Genomic DNA, 23553 nt, shown 5'->3' with positions numbered 1-23553 from the left:
ATTGACTGTCTGGTGTCGCTGCCGCGCTTCACCGGACTGCCACTTATAATCACGTGGCCTCGGGAACGACCTGCTATTCCGGTGATTGCGCCAAACCCGGCAAAAAATTTCCGGTGCGCAGTTCTTCGGCGATCAAGCCCGCAATCCAGGCCTTGCGCTGCGCAGACATGCGGCTGTTGATGGCGGCGATGCTGATGGCCGCATGGCTGCCGGTCTCGATTTCAAACCGCATACCCACGCCGCTGACGCCATCGGTCACCAGGTCGTTGGTATCCGCATAGCCGCGTTGCCTGGTTTCGCCCAGCAGCTTCTTCAATTGCGCGATCGATGGGCCGCGCGGTTTCAGCTCCTCGAAATGCCGTTTATAAAGCGCTTCGACTTCGTCATCAGGCAGTGCTGAAAGCAGCGTCACGCCCGCGCTGCCTATGCCCAGAATGCGCATGCCTCCCACCTGCAGTACCAGCGCCTTGACCGGATAGGAGCCTTCCTCGCAATGCAGGCAATGGCCGTAATCGCCGCTCCTGACCACGAGGAAAACGGTGTCGTCCGTGCGCCGCGCCAGGCGCTGCATCACGGGCCTTACCCGGTCGATGATGGGCGCCGAGCGCATGGCCGCCAGTCCCAGCTGCATGGCCTCGATGCCCAGGCGATAGTTCTTGGAAGCATCTCTGGTGACCAGTCCGAATTCCACCAGGCTGGACACCAAGCGGTAGGCGGTAGCGCGGTCCAGCGCCGCCAATTCGGCCAAGGTGCCCACATTGATGCCGTGCGGATGGATGGCTGCAATGTGCCGCAACAATGTCAAGGCGCGGATGACTGTCTGCGATCCCTTCATTTTTCTTCCGATTTTTTGCGTTATTGGGTGTATACCACTTGGCCCAGCAGCGCCAGATCGATGCCCTGCGTCTCGATGCGCGCAAGGCTGGCGACCAGGCGCTCGAATCTGTCCTTTGTCTGTGGGCCGGGCCATTCCTGGGCGACTTGTGCGGCAAGCACCAGCGTCTGTTCCCAATCCAGCTGAAATGGGTGTTCGGGAGCGAAGCTTTGTTTGTGCACCCGGCCGGCGATGGTGGTCAGCGCGAGATCACAGGTCCATGGCGCGATCGATGCGCTCGGCTGCACGCGAATCCTTTGTGCCAGTTGATGCAGCGCGGGCAACAGGTGCTGCTGCTCGAAATGCGCGGTCCGCGGCAGACCGTGGATCAGCGCCGCGGCCAGCATGAAGGGCGCGCTCATGATCGCGCCGGACGGCGATGCAAATGGACCATGGAGCGCCACCCCGGGGTATTGCGCATCGGACGGATGCAGGTAGACGTCGATGTGGTCGACGTCGGCGGCGTCCAAGGCCTGGGTGGCCAGCAGATCGCGCAGGGCCTGGACGGGGGCCTGATTGAAAGCACAGCCGGGATAGGGTTTGAACACCATCTGCGGCGTTTTCCAGCCCGTGAAATCCAGGGTCGGCGTTGTTGCTGCATAGGCTGCGCCAAAGCCGCTGCTGCCTTCCAGGCAGAACGGCGCACCGCTGAGCCCTTCTCTTGCGAGCAGCGCGGCATGCACGCTGTCGCGGCTGGTTTTTGCGATCTGCAGGCGCCACTCCTGCGAGCCGTCAGTCCAGGTCTGCAACAGCCCGGATGCGAGGTTGGTCGCGATCGACAGCGCGTTGCGCGCCTGCTGCGCGCTCAGGCCCAGCACCACCGAGCAGGCCAGCGCCGCTCCCAGCGATCCGTAGAGCGACGATGCGCGAAATCCGCGCTGCGTGCTGCGTGCCGCCAGGTTTTGTGCGATTCGTGGAATGGATTCGTAGCCCACCAGCAAGGCGTCGAGCACACGCTGGCCGGGTGCCTCGACCATTTCTGCGAGCGCGAGCACCGCAGGGATGACGATGCAGCCGATGTGGGTCACCACCTCCGGATGGGTGTCGTTCTGCCCGCGCGCGGTGATCAGGCCGGCGTTGATGAAGGCGGCGTCGGCCGCGCTGCGCCGGCCGCGTGCAGCAAAGAGCCGCGCGGGCCCGTCAGCGCCGGCAATGCTGCTCAATGTCTGGCCCAGCGCATCCGCGGCCTGGTCGACTGCCAGGGCCATGCTGAGGTTGTAGAGCAGACAGCAGCGCAAGGCCCGCTGGACTTCGCTCGGTGCCTGGTCGAAGCGCAGGTCCATGGCCCAGTGGGAAAGCGTGTGGGCAAGCGAAGGCGATGAGGACATGTTCGCGTCCTGTTCCGTGCGCAGTTCAGCCATAGCGCCCGCCGCTGATGTGCACCACTTCCCCGGAAATGAAGCCCGTGTGCGCGGATGCGAGGTAAGACACCAGGCTGGCGACTTCATCGACGCTGCCCAAGCGCTTGATGGGCATCACCGCCATGGACCGCTCTTCTATGCCGGCGAAATAAGGCAGTGCGCGCAGGCGCTCGGTATCGATGATCCCTGGAGCGACCGCATTCACGGTTACCCCTTGCGGGCCCAGTTCCAGCGACAGCGCCTTGGTGAGGCCTATGAGCCCGGCCTTGGCCGCGGAGTAGTTGGCCTTGTTGACATCGCCGAAGTGGGCGCGGGACGTGATGTTGATGATGCGGCCGTATTGCCGGGCCGTGAGATGCGGGGCTGCGGCGCGGATGATGTGGAAGGCGCCGGTCAGCGTCACGTCCATGACCTGGCGCCATTGGTCGTCCGTCATGCAGTCGACGGGAGCGTCCATGGAAAAGCCCGCGCAGTTGACCACGATGTGCAGACCGCCGAGTTCCTGGACCACGCTTTGCACGGCGCTGGCCACGCTGGCAGCATCGGTGACGTCGGCTGCCACGGCATATGCCCGACCGCCGCGTTCTTGGATCTGCAGCGCTGGCGCGCCGGCCGATGCGCGGTCCCTGTCCAGCACGGCCACCTTGCAGCCTTCACTCGCCAGGCCCAAGGCGATGGCTTTGCCTATGCCATTGGCCGCGCCCGTGACCAGGGCCACTTGTCCGTCGATTCCGAGGTTCAAGGTACTTCCCTCCGTAAATATGCAAAGTGCAGCCGCGCCCCATGACCGCAACGCGATGGCTGTTCAACGGCCGGCATCGAGCGACTGCATGGCCAGGAGGTGCTGCAAAAGCCTCTGCTCGGCCTCGTCCTTTTCTCCTTCGCGCCATGGGAAGATTCCCTGGCCCGACTTCGCGCCTTGGTCGCCGGCTGCCACCAGCTGCTTGATGAGCGCTGGCGTCTGCTTCACATCGCAAAGATGGGGGGCCAGATAGTCGAGGATGGCTTCGACGAGATCGAGGCCTATGTAGTCCGAATTGCGCAGCGGCCCCACTGCCGCCATGCGCCGGCCGAAGGTATGGCGTGCGACCAGATCGACGGTCTCGGCCGAACAAATGCCTTGCTCGACGATATGGGCTGCTTCCCGCACCAAGGCAAACTGCATGCGGTTGCCGACGAAACCCGGTGCATCCTTGAACACGTCGACCGGCAGCTTTCCTGCAGCGCGCAACCACTGGGTCACCTGGTCGGCAGCTTCCGGGCTGGTTCTTTCTCCGCGGACCACCTCCACGACGGGAATCAGATACGGCGGATTCCACCAGTGCGTGCCCACGACGCGGCGCGGGTCCCTGGCATGCAGGGCGATCTCGGTGATGCGCAGCACCGAGGTATTGCTCGCGACGATGCAGTCGGGGTTGGCGGCATCGACCTGGCGAACCAGGTCCTGCTTGAGTGCGAGCTGCTCGGGCGCGGCCTCGACCACCAGATCGCAGCCGCCGACGCATGCCGCGAGCGTGCTGCACAGCGCCACGCTGGCACGGCGCGTCTCGCCCAGCTGCTGCAAATGCGCGTCTATCCTGCGCGGCACATCGCCGAGCGCCTGGGTATCCGGGTCCCAGATCGAGACCTGGAATCCGGCCTGCGAAAAGACCTGGGCGATGCCGTGCCCCATCAGGCCGGCACCGAGCACGCCCACGCGCGCCGCTGGATGCAAGGGGTTGGCGCTCATGGTTGTACGGCGGCCATGGCGGGACGCACGCTGTAGCCTTCGGTGCGGAAAGCGCCGTTTTCCTTGCGGAACTGCGACATGAAATCCGGCCACAGCGCGGTCAGCTTGCCGCTGCCGGGATGCAGATACCAGCTGCTGCAGCCCCCGGATACCCAGACCGTGCCCTGGCTGCGCTGCTGGATGCTGTCCGTGTAGTCCTGCTCCGCCCGGGCATCGGGCTCGACCACGACGCCGTGGCCCAGCACATAGCCCGCGCCTTCGCGGATATAGTTGATCTGGGTCTCGATCATGAAGATCATCGACCCCGCGCCCAGTCCGGTGTTGGGGCCCAACATGAAGAAGAAATTGGGAAAACCCGAAACCGTGGTGCACGCGAATGCGTGACCGCCATCCTTCCACTTGTGCGCCAGGCTTTGCCCGCCCGCACCGTGGATGCGCTCGGCGATGGGCAGCTCGGTCGCCTCGAACCCGGTCGCGACGACCAGCAGGTCGAGCTCGACTTTCTCGCAGCTCTTGAGCAGCACGCCGGTTTCGTCTATGCACTCTATGCCCGAGGTTTCCAGCTGCACATGCGGCTGCATCAGCGCGGGGTAGTAGTCGTTGGAGATGAGGATGCGCTTGCAGCCTATGGCGTAGTGCGGCGTGAGCTTCTTGCGCAGCGCCTCGTCCGGCACCTGGGCCTGCAAATGGCTGGAGGCCATGCCGCGTACCATTTCTATGAACGCCGGCACCTGTCGGCGCTGCGGAAAACGCGACTCGTTGCCCCAGAAGAGTTCGTCGCGCAGTTCCTGCATGGCCTCGGGAAAGCGTTCGAACATCCCTTGTTCGGCATCGCTGTACACATGGTCGCGCCGCGGTATGACGTAGGGAGCGGAGCGCTGGAACACGGTCAGATGACTGGCCGTGCGCGCGAGCTGAGGAACGATCTGTATGGCTGAGGCCCCGGTGCCTATGACTCCGACGCGCTTGCCTGCCCAGTCGCAGGAATGGTCCCACTTCGCGGAATGGAAGACCTGGCCCTTGAACTTGGCGATGCCGGGGATGTCGGGATAGGAGGGATCGGACAGGTGGCCCGCGGCCGATATCAGCACCGGCGCTTCAAAGACACCGCGCGTGGTCTGCACCACCCAGAGCCCGCGCGTTTCATCCCACGATGCGCGTTCCACCGAGGCGCCGAATTGCACATTTTCGAGGATTTGTTCGTCCTGCGCGGTGCGTCGCAGGTAGTCGAGGATCTCGGGCTGGGGTGCGTAGACGCGGCTCCAGCGCGGATTGGGCTTGAACGAGTAGGAGTACAGATGGGACTGGATGTCGCAGGCGGCCCCTGGATAGGTGTTGTCGCGCCAGGTTCCGCCCACGTCGGTGGCGCGTTCGAGCACGATGAAGTCGTGCCGGCCTTCGCGTTTGAGGCTCACAGCCATTCCCAGACCGGAAAATCCGGAGCCTATGACCAGCACGGAAGTCCGGGTGACCGAAGCTTCGGCATGCGTTGTGGAAACATTCATGGTCGGTTCACCTCAGGCGTGTGCGTTCTCAAAGACATGGCCGGCGGGCAAGGCCGACGGGTTTCTCACGAATTCATCGATCATCGTGAACAGCTCGGCGGGTCGTTCATGGACCACGCCATGGCCGCTGTGGATCTGCGCGAAGCGGCTGTTGGCGATGCCGCCAAAAAGCATGCGCGCATGGCGCATGGGAGTGGTGATGTCCAGCGAGCAGCCCACCACCAGTGTCGGGGCGGTGATCGCCGCGAGCTGCTGGCTGATGTCGACATTCCGGTTGAAGGCCATCTTCCTGGAGCGGTCCGAGCCGTTGCGTATGCCCTGGATGAGGGCCTCAAGCTCGCCTTCATTCTTCGCGTTGAGGAATGGCTGGCTGTAGTTCACGAACGCGGAAAATTCGGCGACCGCCTCATGCCCGCTCTCGTGCAGACTGCGCCAGATGGAGTTGCGCAGGCGCTGCTGGTTGTCGGTTTTCACCCAGCCGCAGGCCAGCGTGAGCGAGGCGAGCGTGGCGCCGTGCTGCGCCGCGTACAGCGCCGCGATCACGGCGCCGAATGAATAGCCCATCAGATGCACGGGAGCACCGGCGCTGGCTTGTCTGACGACGGCCAGCACCTGTTCGATGTAGGCCTGGGCCTGGGGAACGGCTTCATCGGGATCGACGAAATCGAGGGCCACCACGCGATGGCGCATGGCGAGCATGGGAAACAGGGCCCAGAAGTTGTTTTCGGCCGAGCCGCCCGTGCCGTGCAACAGCACGATGGTGGGTTCGCCCGCCTTCGTGGGATCGGAGTCGTGGTAGTGAATGGCGAGCCCTGCCGGCGTGGACGCGGTGAGGCTCTGGACGTGGGAGGTGAAAGGCATGGGGAGACGTCGTTGAAGCAGCGCAGCTGCTAGTTGGAGAAATTGACGACCTTGGCCACGGCAACGATGTTCTGCTGCTCTATCTGGACCTGGCGTGTGAGATCCGCTGCACTTCCGCCCAGCGGACGTGCGGCGAAGCCGCTGATGCGCTGGATCACGGCCGGATCCTTGAGCACCTTGTTGATGGCGCTGTTGAGGGTGGCGACGATTTCCGGCGGTGTCTTCGCCGGTGCGGCGATGCAGAACCAGACCGATACCTCGTAGTCGGACAGCCCTGCTTCGCGCAGCGTAGGCACGTTGGGCAGCTCGGGCGAGCGCTGCTTCGAGGTGACCGCCAGCGCCTTGATCTGTCCGCCCTGTATCAGCTTGAGCGCGGAGGAAATCTGGTCGATGCTGTAGTCGATGCTTGCCCCGGCCAGATCGCCCAGCATGGGTGCGCTGCCCTTGTAGGGAATATGCGTGGCCTTGATCCTGGAATGCAGATTGAACAGCTCGCTGGACACATGGCCGCTGGAACCTACGCCCGGGCTGCCGAAGCTCAGATCCTGTCGCTTCGCCAGCGCGACCAGTTCCGCCACGCTGTTCACCCCCAGTTGATTGCGCACCATCAGCACGTTGGGCAGCTCGGCAACCAACGCGACATGCGAGAAAGCCGTCAGCGGGTCGTAGCTCAGATTGCTGTAGACGTATTTGTTGACGATCATCGGTCCGGGCGTGCCCAGCATGAGCGTGAGCCCATCGGACTTGGAACGCAGGACGTTGGTGGCGCCCAGGGTGCCGTTGGCGCCCGCAATGTTCTCGACGACCACGTTGATGCCCAGCTCCTTGCGCAGTCCCTCGGCCATCAGTCGCCCGAGTATGTCGGTGGTGCCTCCCGCGGTGAATGGCACCACCATTCTTATCACCTGGTTGGCTGGCGGCCAGTTGTTGGCAAAGGCACCGGGCAAACTGCCACCCAGTGCTCCCAGTGCTGCGTACATCCCGACCTTGCGTCGTGTGATCATCTTGTCTCCTTGCTGGCCCGGGTAATGCCCCGTTTGTTCGATTCAACGCCCGCAGGGATTGGCATCCCTTGTTGCATGCGTCTGGCCAATTCTTCAAGGAACCATGCGCGACCGCCACTTCAATTTCACGATTCGTTCAACATGTGAATTTCGACGAAATCCGGGCGCGCGGAACTGGGGATCACGCGCTGCATGCCCTGCTGCCCATGCCGGCACAATTTTGTCCATAAGGCGTTCAGCGCTGAACACGCAGCGCATGGCAGGACTTTGTGGATGAGACCATATTGGCTACGCGGCGCATCAGGCCCAAAACCATGGCTTTCGCCAGCGCACGCGGCGCGCGCGGCCAGGAGTTCGGCGGCGTCGTTGCGCGGTTTGGGCTGGCCTGCTGTGCACAAACCAGGGGGTGGTTGATCGCAACCTTCGCATTTTTGTCGATTCCCGCGGGGCAATTGCGCGGCGCATTGCCGCCGGCTTCGCGTCCCGGCAGCCAGTTGGCGTTATTAAACATTTAATAACTCACGCTGTTGACGATGGCCGAGCTCGTTTGCTGCGCTCTGATGGCGTCGGCCTGGGGTTTTTCTTCTGGCAAAGCCTCCATCGCCCCGTGCGAGCATTCGCAGGCCTTCCTCTGAAGCTTCTAGGCCCGCAGCGCAAAATTGCACAATAAAGGGGTGAGGTCGAGAAATTGACGGCATCTTGCGCCGCCGGAAATCCCGGGCATGGGCTGCTCAGCGTCGCTGCACTCCGCTGTCTTTGCGGTGTGCTCCCTATGGCCTTTCGATGCGCGGGGGCTGCGATTATTAAACGTTTAATAATTGCAGCGGGGGCGAGATCGCAATCCCGCCGTTTCTGGAAACGCTTGCGGTTGTCCTGTGGCCGCTGGCGATGCTGGCTTGGCGATCCGCAACAAGCAAGCACGGCGGTATTCATCGGTGCAACTCAGTGGCCTGTCCAGTCCATTGCGGGGAAATCGAGCAGGCGCGACCTCTGGCCGCACAGCGATTGCATCCAACCGCTACGCTCCTTTGTGAGCGCTTTGTGAGTGCTTTGTAGTGGTTGCCAGGCGGGCGCCTTGGCTCGGCTCCCAGGCCGCATATCTGGTCGGTAGTTCACTGATGGCCTGGATTGGTCCTGCACCAATTCAGCCTCGAATCCATCAGACTGAGCGCGACCTTGAACGTCGATCCCGGCGTGAGCCTGGTCGTGCAGTTGCCTTCTGGAACAAGAATCCTGCCCGTGCAAGCTTCGGCTGAAAGCAACGAGGGTATCGGTCCATGCCGAGGTCGTCACCTTCGCAACGCGTCCTGCCGCCGGTCGTTTCTTCAGAAGTCTGGTCTGCATGTGTCTTGTTGATATCCGTGGTCCATGTCCCGGCTACAGCGCAAGTCCCGCCTGCAGACGCGTTCTACGCGCTTTCGAGATGCCTTGAATTGCGCTTTGCGCTTGCCAAACCTCGGCGACCAAGCCATTCGCACCGTGTCGTGTGAATCGGCATCGATCTTTGCAGCGTCGGCGCCCCGATCGATGCGCGCGCTGTTCTTCCGTGTCGCCATCAAATAAGCTGCAAGTAGCCAGGATGAGATGCAATCTTACATTTCAACCGAGGATGATTTTTAAAACTTTGAGCAAAAAAACATCCACGACATTGATGAAAGGCTATACACTTCCCATCAGCCCCACTTTGCAGCAGCAGCTATGCCCATTCCTATGCCGATCGAACCTACAGTCAAAGCGTCCGTCGCAATGTCGCTCCTGGGTCTAGAGCTGAACAACAAGCGCTTGATGCGGTTGAGCGGCAGCGAGAAGCCTGAAGGCCAGCGGCAGATGAAGTACAAGCCCCTGGACATGCTCAATATCCGGGCGCGGCTCGCGGGCATCACGCCCGAGGCGGTGCAGGAGGCCATGGCAGTCAATACAGAGTTGCCGGCCATCATCGTCACCCGCATGACCAAGGGCGGTATCGGCAAGACGTCGATCACGGTGAACCTGGCCACGGCGCTCGCGCTCTCGGGCTACCGTGTGCTGCTCATAGACGCCGATCCCCAGGCCTCGGCGACCAATATGCTGGGAATCGAGACCGAGACCTATCACGAACATATCGGCAAGCTGCTGCTCAAGAGCGGAGACAAGCCGGATGACCTGCGTGAATTCATCGTTCCCATCTTCGACGACGGTTTCCTCGATCTCATTCCTTCCGATGTGGAACTCGATTCCACCAATCCTGCGCTGATCGTGACCATGGGTCGCGAACAGAAAGCCGAGGAATTCGTTCTGCGCAACAAGGATTTCCTGGCGAAGAACTATGACGTCATCCTGGTGGACACGACTCCCGGCACGACCCCCGTGAGCGTGGCATTCACCTACCTGGCCCACCTCGCCGGCAAGATTCTCACGGTCGTGGAGCCCGAAGGCAGTTGCCTGCGCGCACTCGACGCCCTGCAGTTCAACCTGGAAGAAGTGCAGAAGCTCGCCAAGCGCCCGATCAATCTTTCCATCCTGGTCAACAAGGCGCAGATCGGCCGCAAGCATGTCGAACACAACTACGCCATCCTGACCAAGAGCTATCCGAATCGTATTCTGCCCGTGCAGATTCCGCATTCGATTGCGTTCACGCGGCAGATCGACGCGGATGACGTTCCGGCGTCCATGCCGGTGGTTCTCAAAGATCCCAACAGCAAGGCGGCTGACAGCCTCTACCATTTCGCGCGCGTGATCGTCAGCGAATTCAATGTCACCCAGCCTGGTTTTGTTGCCAACTCCTAAATGACCATGACCCCACCTCCAGTCACAGACAAGGCTGCAAAGCCCAAACACCAGCGCATGGGCGTCTCCGAGGCGATGGATCTTGCAGCCAAGGCGCATCAGCCCAGCCTCTCCGGACGCAGCCCGCTGCCCGAATTCAAGCCGTTCACTCCGGATCCGGTGGATGCCTCCAGCGAACCCGTCAAAACCGCTGCAGACAGCGGCCGCGACATTCGCCAGATCGCGCTGGATCTGATCGACGAGAATCCCTACGCACCGCGCGAAGTCTATTCGCAGGAAGTGCTGCGCGAACGCGCGGACAGCCTGCGTGCCAACGGCCAGTACGAGGTGATCCATGTGATCCCGCACCCGGACAAACCTGGTCGCTTCATGATTGCCGATGGCTGGACGCGCGTGACCGCATGCCGCGTCCACAAGGTGCTCGATGCACTTGCAGCGCAGGTCCACCATGATCTGAGCCCCATGCAAGCAGCATGGCTGGGCTACAACCAGAACGAATCGCGCGAGCAGCATTGCGATCTGGACCGCGCATTCTTCTTCGACAAGATGTATGCGCAGGGGCAGACCCAGTCCGAGATCGCCAAGAAGACCGGCATCTCGCAGACCCAGCTGAGCTTCTACACGGCTTTCCGTAAATTGCCAGAGGAGACGCTGCAGATCGTTCGTCTCAACCCCAGCCGCTTTCCTGCGTACATTGCCCAGAATCTGGCGAAAGTTGCGCGCAAGGTGTCCGAAGACAAGGCCAGTTCGCTGGCGTCTATCTTCAGCTCCAACGGCCAATCCGTGAACTGGATGATCAACCAGTGTTCGCTGCTTCTCGAGAAAGAGCCACGCTCGGCGCTCAAGCAGAAGGTCGGCAAGGTCTTCCGCTACAGCAATGGCGTGCTGCGGCAAAAGGGCCTGCAGTTTGACCTGAGCATCGAAATCGATGAAGCCGATCAGGAGGAATTCAACAAGGCCTTGGACCAGCTTCTGAACAAGTTCGGCAAGCAGGTGTCCACCCCGGTTGCGGGTGTGCCAGAACAAGAGCAGTGACCGTGGTGCATATTCCGATGCGTTCGGAAACCGCAAGGCTCTCTTCGCTTTGCGGGCGCCAGGTTCTTGTCAGCGCTGGCGTAAAGCTGCGGCGCGATTCGGCAGCTGCGACCAATTACTTTCCCATCCGACCTGCGGCGTTTCCAGCCTCCCGGTCTTGCGTCTTATTAAACATTTAATATTCGGGGCCTGGGCCTTTCGCGCGGCGGCCGCGAGCACGGCTGGCTGATTATTAAACGTTTAATAATTCAACCGCTGGAAGGCTTGCTCGACCGACGCGCCTCCCCGCAGGGTCTGACTCAGGGATCTTGCATCCAAGGACCGCTTCCCACTGCCGGTTATTAAACATTTAATACTGCCGCTGGGTGGGGGCCGTCAGCAAGCCTTCAGGGCGCTTGCGCATCGAATATCAGCGCTCTCCTGATTTCTTGCCGAGAACTGCTGCTGCTCACCCCTTTCTTGTGCATTTGAGCCCAAATCGGCGAGCGGATGAAGCGGCCCATATCGTGCTGCGACGGCAAAAGCCAGTGGCACCGGTGCATTTCGCTGCAGGAGGTGAGTCTGTTCGGGCAATGCCGCATGGAAGCCCCATGCGCGCGCCGGCATTGCAGCGTTCTTGGTGCAACTGTCTGCTGACGAGCCTGGGGAAATGCCTGGTCCCTGGTCTGTGATGCCGGCTTTGCAAGAAAGCCCGGAATTTTGCACAACCAAGGGGTGAGCTTGCGCAGTTGCCAAAAGATGGGCAATTGCTGCATACGCTGCACAAGGCAGGGGGGGGGGATGCCGCTCCCGCAGTATGCAGCCGTGTGCACAGGGCCCCCAAGATGTTGCCTCTGCCAAGCTTGCCAGGCTGGTACGAATCTAGCCTGAAACACCCTTGCAAGCATATTTGCAGACCTTTGTGCCCGGCCACTGCGAGGGCCCCCGCGCTGGCGAAGAAAGCCCGGCACGGGCGGCGGCGGTGCAATGTGCGCTCTTTGGCAACACACTCACCCCCAGATTGTGAAAATTTACAGCTTTCATCGGTTCCGCCCGAAAAGGACCAAAAATGCTTGCCGCGACAATATTTCGCAGAGTTTTTGCAAAGCGCCATGCGCGGGCAAAGCTTTTCGGACCGGCGGCAGCACGCTGCAGTGGCTGCCAATGCGAAATGGACGGCCAGATGCTGATGATTCGGCCGGCGCTGTCTCACCAAGGCAGCCGGGCTGGCAGCAGACAGTCGCGGTCCCTTCGAAGGCGGTAGCGTCGATTTGCAAGACACCCCCCTGGTTTGTGCATTTTTAATCCTGGCATCGTTGCCGGGCCAAAGATTCTCAACCTGTTCGCCGGCGGCCAGCGTGCGGGCCAACGCGCGGCCGCGGTGATGAGCCCGGGGCAGTCGGCGCGCCTGACCGGGGATGACTTCTATGCCTACCTGAAGGACATGCTCACGCGCCTGGCCGGGTCGAGAAATTGCTGCCGCTGCGCTGGCAGGCGCCCAACTCCTGATCAACACCTCGGTGGTCGGCCCACGGCCAACATGGGTTCGACACGCGGTGAGCTAAAACAGCACTTGCAAGTGCCTGCAACCTAGGGTTTTCCGGGCGTCTTAATGACTGCGCTCAATTAAACTTTTTGCAACCTCTGAGGAAACGCTCATGACGCTCCTATTCAAATCAACCGCAGTTCTGCTGATGAGCTGTTCAATATGGGCGGGCTCGGCATATGCACAGGATCGCCAAAGTGTGTCCTTTAGGGCAAACACGCTGATTGAAGCAGATACCACGGTGCAAGGCGACCTGACGATACCCGCCGGCCAAAGTGATGCCAAATTCCCGGCGGTGGTGGTGATCCATAGCTCGGGAGGCTATGAGGATCTCACGAGGAAGCCCTACGTCCAGGCACTCAACAAGGCCGGCATCGCCACGCTGGAACTCAACCTGTTCTCGCGCGGCAACCGCCCCAAGAATTCACGCATGAATTTGCCCCACACTTTTGGCGCATTGAACTATCTTGCCCAGGATCCGCGCATTGACGCGAACCGCATCGGCATCCTTGGATTTTCCCATGGCGGCTTGCTGGCATTGTTCTCCAGCTCCAAAGAGGAAAACGCCACTTACTCTGGCGGCAAGCACAAATTCGCTGCGCACCTGGCACTTTATCCCGTCTGCTGGGCACATCTTGCCAGCGCCGAAGGCAAAAATCCTGTCTATCCGAAAAGTGTCTACACGGCGCTTACTGGTGCTCCCGTGCACATTCTTGCCGGCGAAAAGGACGTCTACGACGCACCAGATTCCTGCCAAAAATTCATTGCCGCCTTGCCTGACGAAGCTCGCACCCATGTGGACATGACCCTTTATGCCAATGCCACACATGGCTGGGACAGCCCGGAAGACAAAAGCTACCAGGACCCTGCGGCAAACATGGGGCGGGGAGCGTATGTGCGGCACTTGCGCAATCCGGCCGTGACAGCGCAATCGTTGGATTTTTCGCAGCAGTTTTTCAGTCGAGCATTTGCCGAAAAGTAGTTGCCCAGTTGGTTGAATGCCTCCCCTCATTCCTGCCAATTGCGATAGCAACAAGCTCATTTCGCGTCAGCGTCGGAGCCATTTCACGCACAAGCTCATGCAGCCGCGCACGACGGGATCCTGCGCGGAAGTCTCTGATGCTTCAAGACGGGATGACCGGTCAAATACTGTTCGCCGGCAGCCTGCGCGCGGCCGCGGTGATGGGCCTGGAACGGGCATGACCCCTATGCCTGCCTGAAGAACGTACTCACGCGCTTGCCCACGCACCGGGCCAGCCGGATCGAGGAATTGCTGGCGCATCGCTGGCAGGCTCCAAACTCCTGATCGATACCTGGGTGACCGGTGAAGGTCAACCGGGGATCGCCGCGCATCGCCTTGGGGCCGGACAATGCCGTCCTCTCAGCAGGCAGGTTGCGCCAAGCCCGACCACAATTCGTTGAGATCCGTGAAGTTCCACTTGCCTGGATTTTCCCGCGCCACGATCTTCTCGGCCGGGTCTTGCTGGGCGAGGTCGATGACCATGGTCGGAATGCGCTGATTCGACTTCGTCGAAAAGAACACCTTGACCTTGGGCGATATCAGCGATTGCTGGCCCTGCTCGATCACCACCCCGATGCGGCCCGAAGTCAGCCGCACCAGCGAGCCGACGGGATAGATGCCTATGCTCTTGACGAAGGCATGGAACAGCCGCGGGTCGAGGTGTCCGTTGGTCCACTCCGCCATGCAGCGCAGCGACTCCGCCGGATCCCAGCCGCGCTTGTATGCGCGGTCGGATGTGACCGCGTCATACACGTCGCAGATGGCCGTCATGCGTGCGATCAGGGAAATCTCTTCACCCTTGAGCTTGTCCGGATAGCCGGTACCGTCCATCTTCTCGTGGTGGTGGCGGCAGGCGTCGAGCACCGCAGCGTCCGCGCTTTCGCCTGCCTTGAGCATGGCGTAGCCTTGCACTGCATGGTCCTGCACCATGGCGAACTCCTCGTCCGTCAACTTGCCCGGCTTGTTGAGCACGGCCAGCGGTATGGCTGCCTTGCCCAGGTCATGCAGCAGGCCCGCCATACCGGCAAGGCGCGTTTGCTCCTCATCCAGGCGGATTTGCCTGGCCAGCGCCACCATCAGTGCGCAAACCGCCACTGAATGCATGTAGGTGTAGTTGTCCGCCGTCTTCAGCCGGGCCAGGCTGATCAGCGCGCTGGGGTTGCGCGTGACGGAGTCGGAGATTTCCTCGACCAGATTGCGCGCATTCTCCGAGTTCACTGCCTGGCCCATGCGTGCCTCGTTGAACATCGAGACCACGGCCTGTTTAGCTTGCACGCAGATCGACGCCGCGGCTTGCAATTCGACGCTGATGCTGGTCGGAGCGCGGCCCAGTGCATGAGAGAAAACAGGCGCAGGCGGCGGGCTTTGGGGATGGGGTGTGGCCACCACCATGGGCGTCAGCATGTCGAGCATGCCGAATTCGGTCTCCACCTGGAAATCCGCTTCATCACGCGAGACGGCCTGCACGCCTGCGGCCACATCGAGGCCCCGTGAAGTGTCGATCCAGACCTCCTTGATGGCGGTGGCCTGGATCCGCGCCAGGTCCTTGGGCTCTTTGAGAACGAACTTGGCGCGCCAGAACGGATGGTCCATCCAGGAGCTGCAGAAGTCGTGTACGTACATGCCCAGAGTCAGATGTTGAATGCGGATTCGCTTGAGCATGAAAAATTTCCATTTCGGGCTGCGCACTCCGGCAGCGATCAGATTCCTAAATACCAGAATGCCTCTTTCGGCGCTACGCGTGTGAACGCTGTGCCGGTTTTTTTACATTTCTCTCGTACTTTTGGGGGCGTCCCGAATTGACCCGAGGTCCACGACTTCGTAACTGCATTGCTTGTCTCCCATTGCGCAGGTGAGCAGGTCGAGGCTGCGGCCGTGGTTCAGGCGCAGCGAAATAATGGAGCCCGCCAAAGCCGGTACCAGGTCAAGGACGGCCTCCACCACGAGAGCGGTCAACGCCTCGCCCTCCTGCATGATGAGCACGCGTGCTTCGGGCCCCGCAATGCATGCCATGCCGTCGGTGAGCCTGCGCAGGTCAAGCAGCGGAACCAGTTTCCCGCGCCAGGGGAAGTGGGTGGGTTCGGGCAGGTTGTCGTCTGCGCCGGCCGGCGGGCACATGGCAATATGCTGAATGCTTTTGAGGCGCGCGGCCACGGTGCGGCCGGCCTCGATGATCAGGTATGCCTCTGGTGAGACTTTGCTGGCCAGCGCTGCGGTATGGCCCCGAACAAGCTCTACCGGGCTGGTGCGCGCAGGCTCAGGGGCCGGCGCTTGCATGGGTTGCGGGCTTGCAGCACCTATGGCGCTCATGGAAAATGCGCTGAACAGCGCGGCAGCCGACAGCAGCTGTATGGGCGGTGCTCCCGCATCGCCGGGATCGGGCGCCACTTCGGTGCCCAAGGCGGTGAGGGCCGGCTGCAGGCGGCTTGACGCAAACCGCTGCACTGCCACCAGGCGGTCGACCAGAATTCCCAGGGCCGCGCTTTCCGTGCGCACCACTATCAGCCAGGCCTGCATCGGGCTATCGGCGGGCGGCAGTGCCATCCCCAATTCGTGGTGAATCCGCACGACTGGGATGTTGCGCCGGCCCCATGTAAAAGCGCCTTGCAGGCCTTTTGCCAATTGGGGCAGCTTCTGTATCGGCGGAGTTTGCAAGATGCTGCCTATGGCCTGGACCGGCAAGGCGAAGCGCAATCCCTGCAGTTCGGCCACGACATAAGTCTCGGTGCACGCATTGCCGGCGGCTTCCGTGGCGCTGCGCGCAGCGGGTGGAGCGTCGGATGCCGGCCGCTCGAGCGCTTGTTCCTGCACCCAGACCTGGGTCTGTTGCATCAGATGCGCGGTATCCAGCAGGGGAATCGGGTGTTCGCAGCCGTCCACTTTCAGAACGCTGTGGAACAACTCGTGCGCGGCTGTCTCATGGTGTAGCCGTTGCACCGCACCATCTTCAACGACCGCGATACCGACCGTGCGTTCGATGGCGATTGCGGTCATTCGGCCGCAGTGTTGCAGTATCAGCACCTGGGCATGGATGGCCGCCTCGCCTGTCTGCCGCAGGCTGCCCCAGCAAGCGAGATCGACCACGGGCACTACCTTGCCCTGATGATGCAACACGCCCACGAGTGGCCGTTCGCTGCGCGGCAAATGGCCGGCCGCTCCATTGAACGGCATCGCCTGGCTGACTTCGCCCACCGATACGGCCAATGTGACGCCAGCCATGCGCACCATTGCATAGCGGTTGTGATTGGTTGGTGAACGAGATGGATGCATTGTCCAGTCCTAACTCCGGGTCGACGCGCCATGCAATTCGGACAGCAGGCGCGCGGCGCTGTGCGTGGCTTCGGCTTGCTGGGCGCAGGCCTTGTGGATGTCCGTCATCGCTCCGCACGAGTTGCCCACGGCACGCGTGATTTTCGAGAACACATCTTCGACCTGTTCCGAGAGGCGGCTGCCTTCTTCGATACGTGCCATGGTCTCGGTCATCAATTGGCTGATGCCCTTGGTCGCGGCTGCAGACTTTTCTGCCAGTTTGCGTACCTCGTCGGCGACTACCGAAAATCCCAGTCCATGTTCCGCAGCGCGCGCGGCTTCAATGGCGGCGTTGAACGCCAGCAGGTTGGTCTGGCTGGCGATGTCACGGATGCTGTCCACAATTTCGTTGACACTGCGGGACGCATTCTGGATCTGCCGTGTCGCTTCGCGCGAGCGCTCGAGCAGCGCCGCGCCGCCGCAAGCTTGCTCCTGTGCCGACAGCACCAGCGCAAGCGACTGCTGGGAGCTCTTGGTGATGCCATCGGTGGAGCCCGAGAGCTGCTCCAGCACGGCGGATATCGCCGGGACTTTCTCGCGTATCGTCTGATCCCTATGCACCTGTTCGGTGACGTCCATGGCGAATTTCACCACCTTGTAAGGATTGCCGTTGGCGTCCGTGATGGCGTTGTAGGTGGCCTGTATCCAGACCTCGGCGCCATGCTTGCCCAGCCGCATGTAACGGCCGCTCTGGAACCGGCCTTGCGACAGATCCGCCCAGAAGTTGCGGTATTCGGCGGATTTGACCAATTCCGGGGTGCAGAACATGCTGTGGTGCCGCCCCTGGATTTCCGGCAAGGTGTAGCCCAGCGCGCGCAGAAAGTTGGCGTTGGCGTCGATGACGTTGCCCTGCATGTCGAACTCTATGGCTGCCTGCGAACGCGACAGGGCATCGAGCTTGCCCTTGAATTCGCTGTTGCGCATTTTTTCCGCGGTGATGTCCGTGGCGAACTTGACCACGCTTTCAGGCCGTCCCTGGGCGTTGAGCACGGGGTTGTAGGACGCCTGTATCCAGATCTCTTTTCCCTGCTTGTCCAGGCGCCGATATTCCCCGGCATCGAATTCGCCCTTTCCCAGCCGTTCCCAGAAAAAAGCATATTCGCGTGATGCTGCGAACTCCGGCGTGCAGAACATGCGATGGTGCTGGTTCTGTACTTCCTGCAGCGAATACCCGAAGGTGTGCAGAAAATTGTCATTGGCATGCAGGACACGGCCGTCGAGCGAGAACTCGATGATGGCTTGCACGCGGTTGATGGCAGCGTAGAGCGCCTGGGTGCGTGGGCCCTGGTCCGGTAGCTGGAATGCGCAAGCGGCGATGGAGGTGGGGGTCATGGCAAAACCTAGGGTGAGCTTGATTGCCCAAGGGAGTGCATCCCTCTGCAATCAGGCAGGAATCGAATGGCTGGACGCTGCGCGTCGAACAGCACGTCGTGCAGTTGCTGGCTGCGGTCAGAAGCTTTCCCACTCGTCGCCGGCGGCCACTGCAGTGCTGGCCCGGGGGGGCGCAGGGCGGGCAAGCGGCTTGGCCTTGACAGGCGTGGCGCCGATTTTGCTGGCGGGCAGCGAGGCGCGCGCTGCGACGGGGCGATGCGCCGGGATCGTGGCTGGACGGGGCACAGGGGCCGGCGCATTGCGCGGGCTGGCGCCTGCGCCCAGCTTGAAGACCGCCACCGCGCTGACCAGTTCGCCGGCCTGACTGTTCAGGCTGCTGGCGGCTGCGGCCATCTCCTCCACGAGCGCCGCGTTCTGCTGCGTGGTCTGGTCCATCTGCGTGACTGCCTCTCCGACCTGGCCCACACTTGCCGCCTGTTCGCTGCTCGCTGCGCTGATCTCGCCCATGATGTCCGTCACGCGCCGAATTGCGCCTACCACTTCGGTCATGGTCGCTCCGGCCTTGTCTGCCAGGGTGGAGCCCTGCTCCACGCGCTCCACGCTGGCGGTGATCAGGCTCTTGATTTCCTTGGCGGCTTCGGCGCTGCGCCCGGCCAGGCTGCGGACCTCGCCGGCCACGACGGCAAAGCCGCGGCCTTGCTCACCGGCGCGCGCGGCTTCCACTGCTGCATTGAGCGCCAGGATGTTGGTCTGGAAAGCGATGCCGTCGATGACGCTGATGATGTCGGCGATCCTGGTGCTGCTGGCGTTGATTTCCTTCATGGTTTCCACGACCTGGCTCACGACCTGGCCGCCCTGCTCGGCCACCGTGGACGCGTTGACGGCCAGCTGATTGGCCTGCTTGGCACTGTCAGCGTTCTGGCGTACGGTCGAGCCCAACTGCTCCATCGAGGCCGCCGTCTCTTGCAGCGCCGAGGCCTGCTGCTCCGTGCGGTTGGAAAGATCGTTGTTGCCCGAGGCGATTTCCGCGCTGGCCGAAGCCACGCCTTCCGCGTTCTGGCGCACCGTGCTCACGGTGCTCACCAGACTTTGCTGCATGCGCTGCAATGCGCCGAGCAACTGGCCCGTCTCGTCGCGGCCCTGGCCGGCGATCTCGACATTCAGGTCGCCATCGGCGATGCGGTCGGCCACATTGACCGCCTGCGCCAGGGGCCGGGTGATGGAGCGTATCAGCCACAGCGCCGCCAATGCCGCAAAGGACACGGCCAGTGCGGCCGTCGTCACCATAACAATGCGCGCCTGCGACTCGATCTGCATGGCATGCTGCGCGTCTTCGCGCGCGCCCTTGCCGTTGAGATCCACCAGCTTCAAGAGCGTTGCCGAGGACTTTTCGTAAAGGCGCAGGGATTCACCGCCGAGCAAGGCCGCCGCCTGTTCCTTGTCGTTGTTGTGCGAGAGTTCGAAGATCTTTGCGGAGAGCTGGACATACTTTTCGCGGTCGGCGACGAATTCGTCGTACAGCTTCCTCTCTTCAGGCGAACTGATCAGCGCTTCATAGGACTTCTTGATCATGTCCAGTTTTTCCTGCAGCTGGCGCATGGCCTTTTCATGCCCGGCCATGGCCGGCGCGTCCGAAGCCATCACATGGCGCAGCTCGTAGATGCGCGCATCTGATAGTCCCGTGTTGAGCTGGTTGACCTGCTCGACACTGGGCAGCCAGTTTTCGGTGATTTCGCGGGTCTGGGTGCCCATGGCCGCGAGTTGCGACCAGGCTACCGCGACCACGGCCAGCAATACCGCGACCAGTATGGCAAACGTGCCTGCGAGGCGAGTGGAAATTTTGAAGTTGTTCATGGTGGGCTCGGTCGGAGGGAAAGCCAGAGCCCGCTCGATGGCGCAGGCTCTGTGAAAGTGGTGTTTTATGCGGCGACCTGTGCCAGGTCAGGCCGGCGCCGCGGTCTCAGCCCAGTCGATGCCGTCGTTGTTGAGCAAAGCCGTGATGTCCATCAGGATCAGCATGCGGTCGTCCATGTGGGCTATGCCTTGCACGAACGACGGGTCCAGGCACCCTTGTGTCGCGAACTGCGGCGAGGGCTTGATCTGCTCGGCTGCGAGCGACACCACATCGGCGACGGAGTCCACTACCGCGCCCACCACTGTAGACATGCCCATGTCCAGAATGATGACGACGGTGCTTTCGTTGTAGGCCACTTCGGCGCATTGCAGCTTTATGCGCAGATCCACGATGGGCACGATGCGCCCGCGCAGATCAATCACGCCCGTGATGAAGTCGGGCGCATGCGCCAGGCGGGTGGGCGGCTCGAAAGAACGGATTTCCTGTACGCGCAGTATGTCGATGCCGTACTGTTCGGCGCCCAGGCGAAAGGCCAGGTACTCACGCGGCAAGACGGGAGATTCTTTTGTCGCTGAGGAAGAGCGGGGGGGGGGGACGGAGGTGGTCATGGTGCGTAAATATGTATCTTTTGCAACAATGATTACATGATAGTGATAAAAATGATTTTTTTCAAATGTATTTTGTCTGTTTTTTCATTTTTATATGGGGTGTGATATTTCTGCTGTTTTTTGCGGTGGCGTCGCCGACTCAGGGCGCGGTCGGCGCCCAGCGCTGCATCGCCCGACGAGACCGGGAGATGGCGTTTGTCTGCGCGTTGGCGCGTGTTTCGCCTCGGAAAGCGCGGCGCCAGGGCGCTGGCGGCGGTTGGGTGCCGCAGCCGGACAGCTTGCGTGGCTGCCGGGGCGGAAAAACGCGTTACTGCAGCTCGGCCGGGATGGTCTCGCTGAAGCCGCGTGCCGGCAAAATGATGTGGAAAACCGACCCGCCATGCTTGACGTTCTCGGCATAGATCCGCCCGCCCAGGGCCTCCACGATCTTCTTGCAGATGGCCAGGCCCAGGCCTGTGCCGCCCGAGCCGTCCTTGGTGGTACTGGACTGCTTGAAAGCCTCGAAGATGGCGCCGAGTTCATGTTCCGGAATGCCCGGACCATGGTCGCGTACGGCGAGCCGGATCTGGCCCCTGCTGTCCATCCTGCCGAGCAGGGCGATGGACGATGCCTGGGGAGAGAACTTGATGGCGTTGGCCAGCACGTTGCGTATGACCTGCTGGAAGCGCACCGGATCGACCTTGGCGGTGAGCGGCAGGTCGCCCAGCGCCACGTCCAGGCGCAGCTTGCGCTGGGCCAGCAGTGGATCGAGCTCGCGCAGCACCGGGTAGATGACGCCGCGCAGGTCCACCCGCTCGAGCTGGAAAGTGCCCACCGTGCTTTCCAGCTTGGCCACATCCAGCAGGTCGTTGACCAGCGACAGCATGCGTTCGCCCGAGCGGTGGATGTCCTCGAACATGCCGGTCAATCGGGCATCCGCCTTGCTGCGGAACATGCCCAATTCCGAAAATCCCATGATGGATTGCAGGGGCGTGCGCAATTCATGGCTCATGTTGGCGACGAATTCGGATTTGGAGCGTGCGGCCTCATCGGAGGCCTCCTGCGCCTGGCGTGTCAGCCGCTCCGCCGCGCGAAAGTCGCTGACATCCATCAACGTGCAAAGTATGGCCGTTGCCTGTCCGCCGGCGTCGTACACCAGGGCCTTCGTGATCCGTGTGTCGCGCCAGGTCTTGCCGCCGTGAAGCACCCGGGTTTCAAACATGGTCTGACCGCCCTCGCCCAGCAGCTGCCGGTCTGCGGATTCATGGACCGCGACTTCCTCGGCGGGAAGAAAGTCCGCCAGGCGCAGGCCTATGACCTGCGCGCGATCGCGACCTTTGTATGCTTCCCATGCGCGATTGACCATCATCAGCCGTCCCTGGATGTCCGTCATGGAGATAGGCAGGGGATTGACCTCCAGCACCAGCCCGCGGAACTCCAGCTCGTTTTGCAGTTCCTGCTGGGCCACCCAGCGTTCGGTGATGTCCACGGCGCTGCCGGCGTAGCCCATCAGCTTGCCGTTTTCCAGCAGCGGCACCATCGCCACGTCGAACAGCAGCTGGCGACCGCCGTCGAGGCGGAACATGGCTTGACAGGTGCGGACCCCGCCGGCTTCGGCGCGCGCGAAGAGATTTTCCACGGCCGACCTGTAGCTGGGCTCGACCAGCTCCTGCAGCGTGCGGCCAATCGTCTGCGATTCGCTGCCGCCGGTGAGCAAGGCCAGCCGTGCATTGACGAACGTGATGCGGCCCGCAGTGTTGGTGCGGAAGATGACTTCCTGCACGCTGCGCATCAGCACCGCCAGTTCGCGTTCGCTTTGCGCAATGCGAACTTGAACCTGCCGCGCCATGCGACGCGCCGCTTCACGCGAACGCAGTCCGCGCCATGCCACGATCGAGAGCAGCAGCATCAAGGCGCAGGCCGCGAAGCCGACGTACAGATACCCTATGACATCCTGCTGCCAGCGTGCCATGGCGCTGTCCATGGACTCCTCGACCATTATCACCAGGGGTTGTGTCCTGGAGAGTCGAAACGCAACGATCTGCTCCTGACCGCCGAAGCCTTGCCCGATGAAGATGCCATGCTGTTGAGCGGGCAGATAGGTGCGGAACACCGGCAGATCTGCAATGTTGGAGCCTTGCGCCAATGTCGCACCGGACGTCGCGAGCACCTTGCCCTCGTACGCGGCAATCATCGAGCGAAACCCGATGCGGCCCACAGCCATCTGCTGCTGGTTGGCCAGGGAGTCCGGGTTGAGCAGCCCGACCAGTATCAGCTGCTGTCCGTCTTGCGCCATGAATGGACGCAAAAGAGGTATGAAGGCCAGGCCCGCGGGTGTCGGACGCTGGAGATTGTCGGTGCTCAGGGCCGCAAGGCTGCGCCCTAGCGTGAGCGGGCCCATGGCATGCCGACTGTGCCGCGGACCGTATCCCAGTTTCGCCAGCGCGATATTCAGCCCTGCTTCCCCGGGCGTGCTGCTGGCGATCACCCGGCCATTCGTGTCCACCAACGCCAGGCTGCGCATGAACGGCAGGCCTCCCAGTGCCTGTTTCAGAAAGGCTTCGGTGCGGGTCTTTTCCGCGTTGGATGCCTGCAATGAGGCGAACTCGACCAGCGTGTCCATTGCGAAAAAACCGGTTTCGACGGTGCGTGTGGTCTGGTCCTCCAGCATGCGTGCCACCAGTTCCGCCTTTTCCTGAACCGAGAGTATGGTTTCCTCCCTGTCATTGAAAGCCACCCACAGGGTCGCCACCAGAACACCGGCGGTCAGCAACATGCCCGCAACCAAG

The 23553-nt window shown here is 62.0% G+C and carries 16 protein-coding genes and 2 pseudogenes; 4 read left to right on the top strand and 14 right to left on the bottom strand.

Features of this window, described 5'->3' with window-relative positions:
* Nucleotides 1-73: 73 nt before the first annotated feature.
* From ACSVDO_RS26010 to ACSVDO_RS25975, 8 genes are all read right to left on the bottom strand, one after another.
* Entirely contained in the window at nucleotides 74-835 is a 762-nt protein-coding gene (locus ACSVDO_RS26010) for an IclR family transcriptional regulator (protein WP_489597473.1), read from the bottom strand.
* A gap of 20 nt (nucleotides 836-855) precedes the next feature.
* Nucleotides 856-2202, bottom strand: a complete 1347-nt coding sequence (locus tag ACSVDO_RS26005) for an MmgE/PrpD family protein (RefSeq protein ID WP_489597471.1) — start codon at nucleotides 2200-2202, stop codon at nucleotides 856-858.
* Nucleotides 2203-2227: 25 nt separating this feature from the next.
* Entirely contained in the window at nucleotides 2228-2977 is a 750-nt protein-coding gene (locus tag ACSVDO_RS26000; protein ID WP_489597469.1) for an SDR family NAD(P)-dependent oxidoreductase, read from the bottom strand.
* A 63-nt stretch (nucleotides 2978-3040) separates the two neighbouring features.
* On the bottom strand, nucleotides 3041-3964 hold the full coding sequence (locus ACSVDO_RS25995; protein ID WP_489597467.1) for a 3-hydroxyacyl-CoA dehydrogenase family protein: 924 nt from the start codon (nucleotides 3962-3964) through the stop codon (nucleotides 3041-3043).
* Entirely contained in the window at nucleotides 3961-5469 is a 1509-nt protein-coding gene (locus ACSVDO_RS25990) for a flavin-containing monooxygenase (RefSeq protein WP_489597465.1), read from the bottom strand. Before ACSVDO_RS25990 ends, ACSVDO_RS25995 begins: the two co-directional genes overlap by 4 nt.
* A gap of 12 nt (nucleotides 5470-5481) precedes the next feature.
* Complete coding sequence (locus ACSVDO_RS25985) at nucleotides 5482-6330, bottom strand: alpha/beta fold hydrolase (RefSeq protein ID WP_489597463.1); 849 nt, start codon at nucleotides 6328-6330, stop codon at nucleotides 5482-5484.
* A 29-nt stretch (nucleotides 6331-6359) separates the two neighbouring features.
* Nucleotides 6360-7334: a Bug family tripartite tricarboxylate transporter substrate binding protein gene (locus ACSVDO_RS25980; protein WP_332547902.1), complete on the bottom strand. Its 975-nt coding sequence runs from the start codon at nucleotides 7332-7334 to the stop codon at nucleotides 6360-6362.
* A gap of 235 nt (nucleotides 7335-7569) precedes the next feature.
* A complete protein-coding gene (locus ACSVDO_RS25975; RefSeq protein WP_489597461.1) occupies nucleotides 7570-7845 on the bottom strand; it encodes a hypothetical protein in 276 nt (91 codons plus the stop codon).
* A 1316-nt stretch (nucleotides 7846-9161) separates the two neighbouring features.
* Here ACSVDO_RS25975 and ACSVDO_RS25970 point away from each other — a divergent pair.
* The 4 genes and pseudogenes from ACSVDO_RS25970 to ACSVDO_RS25955 all read left to right on the top strand — a co-directional run.
* Nucleotides 9162-10100, top strand: coding sequence for a ParA family protein (locus tag ACSVDO_RS25970; RefSeq protein WP_332535969.1), 939 nt, complete (start codon nucleotides 9162-9164; stop codon nucleotides 10098-10100).
* A gap of 6 nt (nucleotides 10101-10106) precedes the next feature.
* A complete protein-coding gene (locus ACSVDO_RS25965; protein WP_332535967.1) occupies nucleotides 10107-11135 on the top strand; it encodes a ParB/RepB/Spo0J family partition protein in 1029 nt (342 codons plus the stop codon).
* Nucleotides 11136-12772: 1637 nt separating this feature from the next.
* The gene (locus ACSVDO_RS25960) at nucleotides 12773-13642 is read left to right on the top strand and encodes a dienelactone hydrolase family protein (protein ID WP_489597458.1); all 870 of its coding nucleotides are present in this window, start codon (nucleotides 12773-12775) and stop codon (nucleotides 13640-13642) included.
* Nucleotides 13643-13809: 167 nt separating this feature from the next.
* Nucleotides 13810-13966, top strand: a pseudogene (locus tag ACSVDO_RS25955) (transposase domain-containing protein); the annotation flags it as partial.
* A gap of 75 nt (nucleotides 13967-14041) precedes the next feature.
* On the opposite strand, the gene ACSVDO_RS25950 reads toward ACSVDO_RS25955, so the two are convergent.
* From ACSVDO_RS25950 to ACSVDO_RS25925, 6 genes and pseudogenes are all read right to left on the bottom strand, one after another.
* Nucleotides 14042-15343, bottom strand: coding sequence for a cyclic di-GMP phosphodiesterase (locus tag ACSVDO_RS25950; protein WP_489597456.1), 1302 nt, complete (start codon nucleotides 15341-15343; stop codon nucleotides 14042-14044).
* 102 nt (nucleotides 15344-15445) lie between these two features.
* The gene (locus ACSVDO_RS25945; RefSeq protein ID WP_489597454.1) at nucleotides 15446-16951 is read right to left on the bottom strand and encodes a chemotaxis protein CheW; all 1506 of its coding nucleotides are present in this window, start codon (nucleotides 16949-16951) and stop codon (nucleotides 15446-15448) included.
* A 9-nt stretch (nucleotides 16952-16960) separates the two neighbouring features.
* Nucleotides 16961-18247, bottom strand: a pseudogene (locus tag ACSVDO_RS25940) (methyl-accepting chemotaxis protein); the annotation flags it as partial.
* Between the two features lie 192 nt (nucleotides 18248-18439).
* Complete coding sequence (locus ACSVDO_RS25935) at nucleotides 18440-20176, bottom strand: methyl-accepting chemotaxis protein (RefSeq protein ID WP_489597453.1); 1737 nt, start codon at nucleotides 20174-20176, stop codon at nucleotides 18440-18442.
* An 87-nt stretch (nucleotides 20177-20263) separates the two neighbouring features.
* Entirely contained in the window at nucleotides 20264-20785 is a 522-nt protein-coding gene (locus tag ACSVDO_RS25930) for a chemotaxis protein CheW (protein ID WP_489597451.1), read from the bottom strand.
* Nucleotides 20786-21092: 307 nt separating this feature from the next.
* Nucleotides 21093-23540, bottom strand: coding sequence for a sensor histidine kinase (locus tag ACSVDO_RS25925; protein WP_489597449.1), 2448 nt, complete (start codon nucleotides 23538-23540; stop codon nucleotides 21093-21095).
* Between the last annotated feature and the right edge of the window lie 13 nt (nucleotides 23541-23553).

The organism is Comamonas sp. DB36, assembly GCF_057914905.1.
This window is presented reverse-complemented; position numbering and strand designations above follow the sequence as displayed.

Bases quoted from the DNA above. Each gene is read 5' to 3' on its own strand.
- ACSVDO_RS26010 (WP_489597473.1), bottom strand. From the start codon at position 835: ATGAAGGGATCGCAGACAGTCATCCGCGCCTTGACATTGTTGCGGCAC.
- ACSVDO_RS26005 (WP_489597471.1), bottom strand. From the start codon at position 2,202: ATGTCCTCATCGCCTTCGCTTGCCCACACGCTTTCCCACTGGGCCATG.
- ACSVDO_RS25995 (WP_489597467.1), bottom strand. From the start codon at position 3,964: ATGAGCGCCAACCCCTTGCATCCAGCGGCGCGCGTGGGCGTGCTCGGT.
- ACSVDO_RS25990 (WP_489597465.1), bottom strand. From the start codon at position 5,469: ATGAATGTTTCCACAACGCATGCCGAAGCTTCGGTCACCCGGACTTCC.
- ACSVDO_RS25985 (WP_489597463.1), bottom strand. From the start codon at position 6,330: ATGCCTTTCACCTCCCACGTCCAGAGCCTCACCGCGTCCACGCCGGCA.
- ACSVDO_RS25980 (WP_332547902.1), bottom strand. From the start codon at position 7,334: ATGATCACACGACGCAAGGTCGGGATGTACGCAGCACTGGGAGCACTG.
- ACSVDO_RS25975 (WP_489597461.1), bottom strand. From the start codon at position 7,845: ATGTTTAATAACGCCAACTGGCTGCCGGGACGCGAAGCCGGCGGCAAT.
- ACSVDO_RS25970 (WP_332535969.1), top strand. From the start codon at position 9,162: ATGAAGTACAAGCCCCTGGACATGCTCAATATCCGGGCGCGGCTCGCG.
- ACSVDO_RS25965 (WP_332535967.1), top strand. From the start codon at position 10,107: ATGACCCCACCTCCAGTCACAGACAAGGCTGCAAAGCCCAAACACCAG.
- ACSVDO_RS25960 (WP_489597458.1), top strand. From the start codon at position 12,773: ATGACGCTCCTATTCAAATCAACCGCAGTTCTGCTGATGAGCTGTTCA.
- ACSVDO_RS25950 (WP_489597456.1), bottom strand. From the start codon at position 15,343: ATGCTCAAGCGAATCCGCATTCAACATCTGACTCTGGGCATGTACGTA.
- ACSVDO_RS25945 (WP_489597454.1), bottom strand. From the start codon at position 16,951: ATGCATCCATCTCGTTCACCAACCAATCACAACCGCTATGCAATGGTG.
- ACSVDO_RS25935 (WP_489597453.1), bottom strand. From the start codon at position 20,176: ATGAACAACTTCAAAATTTCCACTCGCCTCGCAGGCACGTTTGCCATA.
- ACSVDO_RS25930 (WP_489597451.1), bottom strand. From the start codon at position 20,785: ATGACCACCTCCGTCCCCCCCCCCCGCTCTTCCTCAGCGACAAAAGAA.
- ACSVDO_RS25925 (WP_489597449.1), bottom strand. From the start codon at position 23,540: ATGTTGCTGACCGCCGGTGTTCTGGTGGCGACCCTGTGGGTGGCTTTC.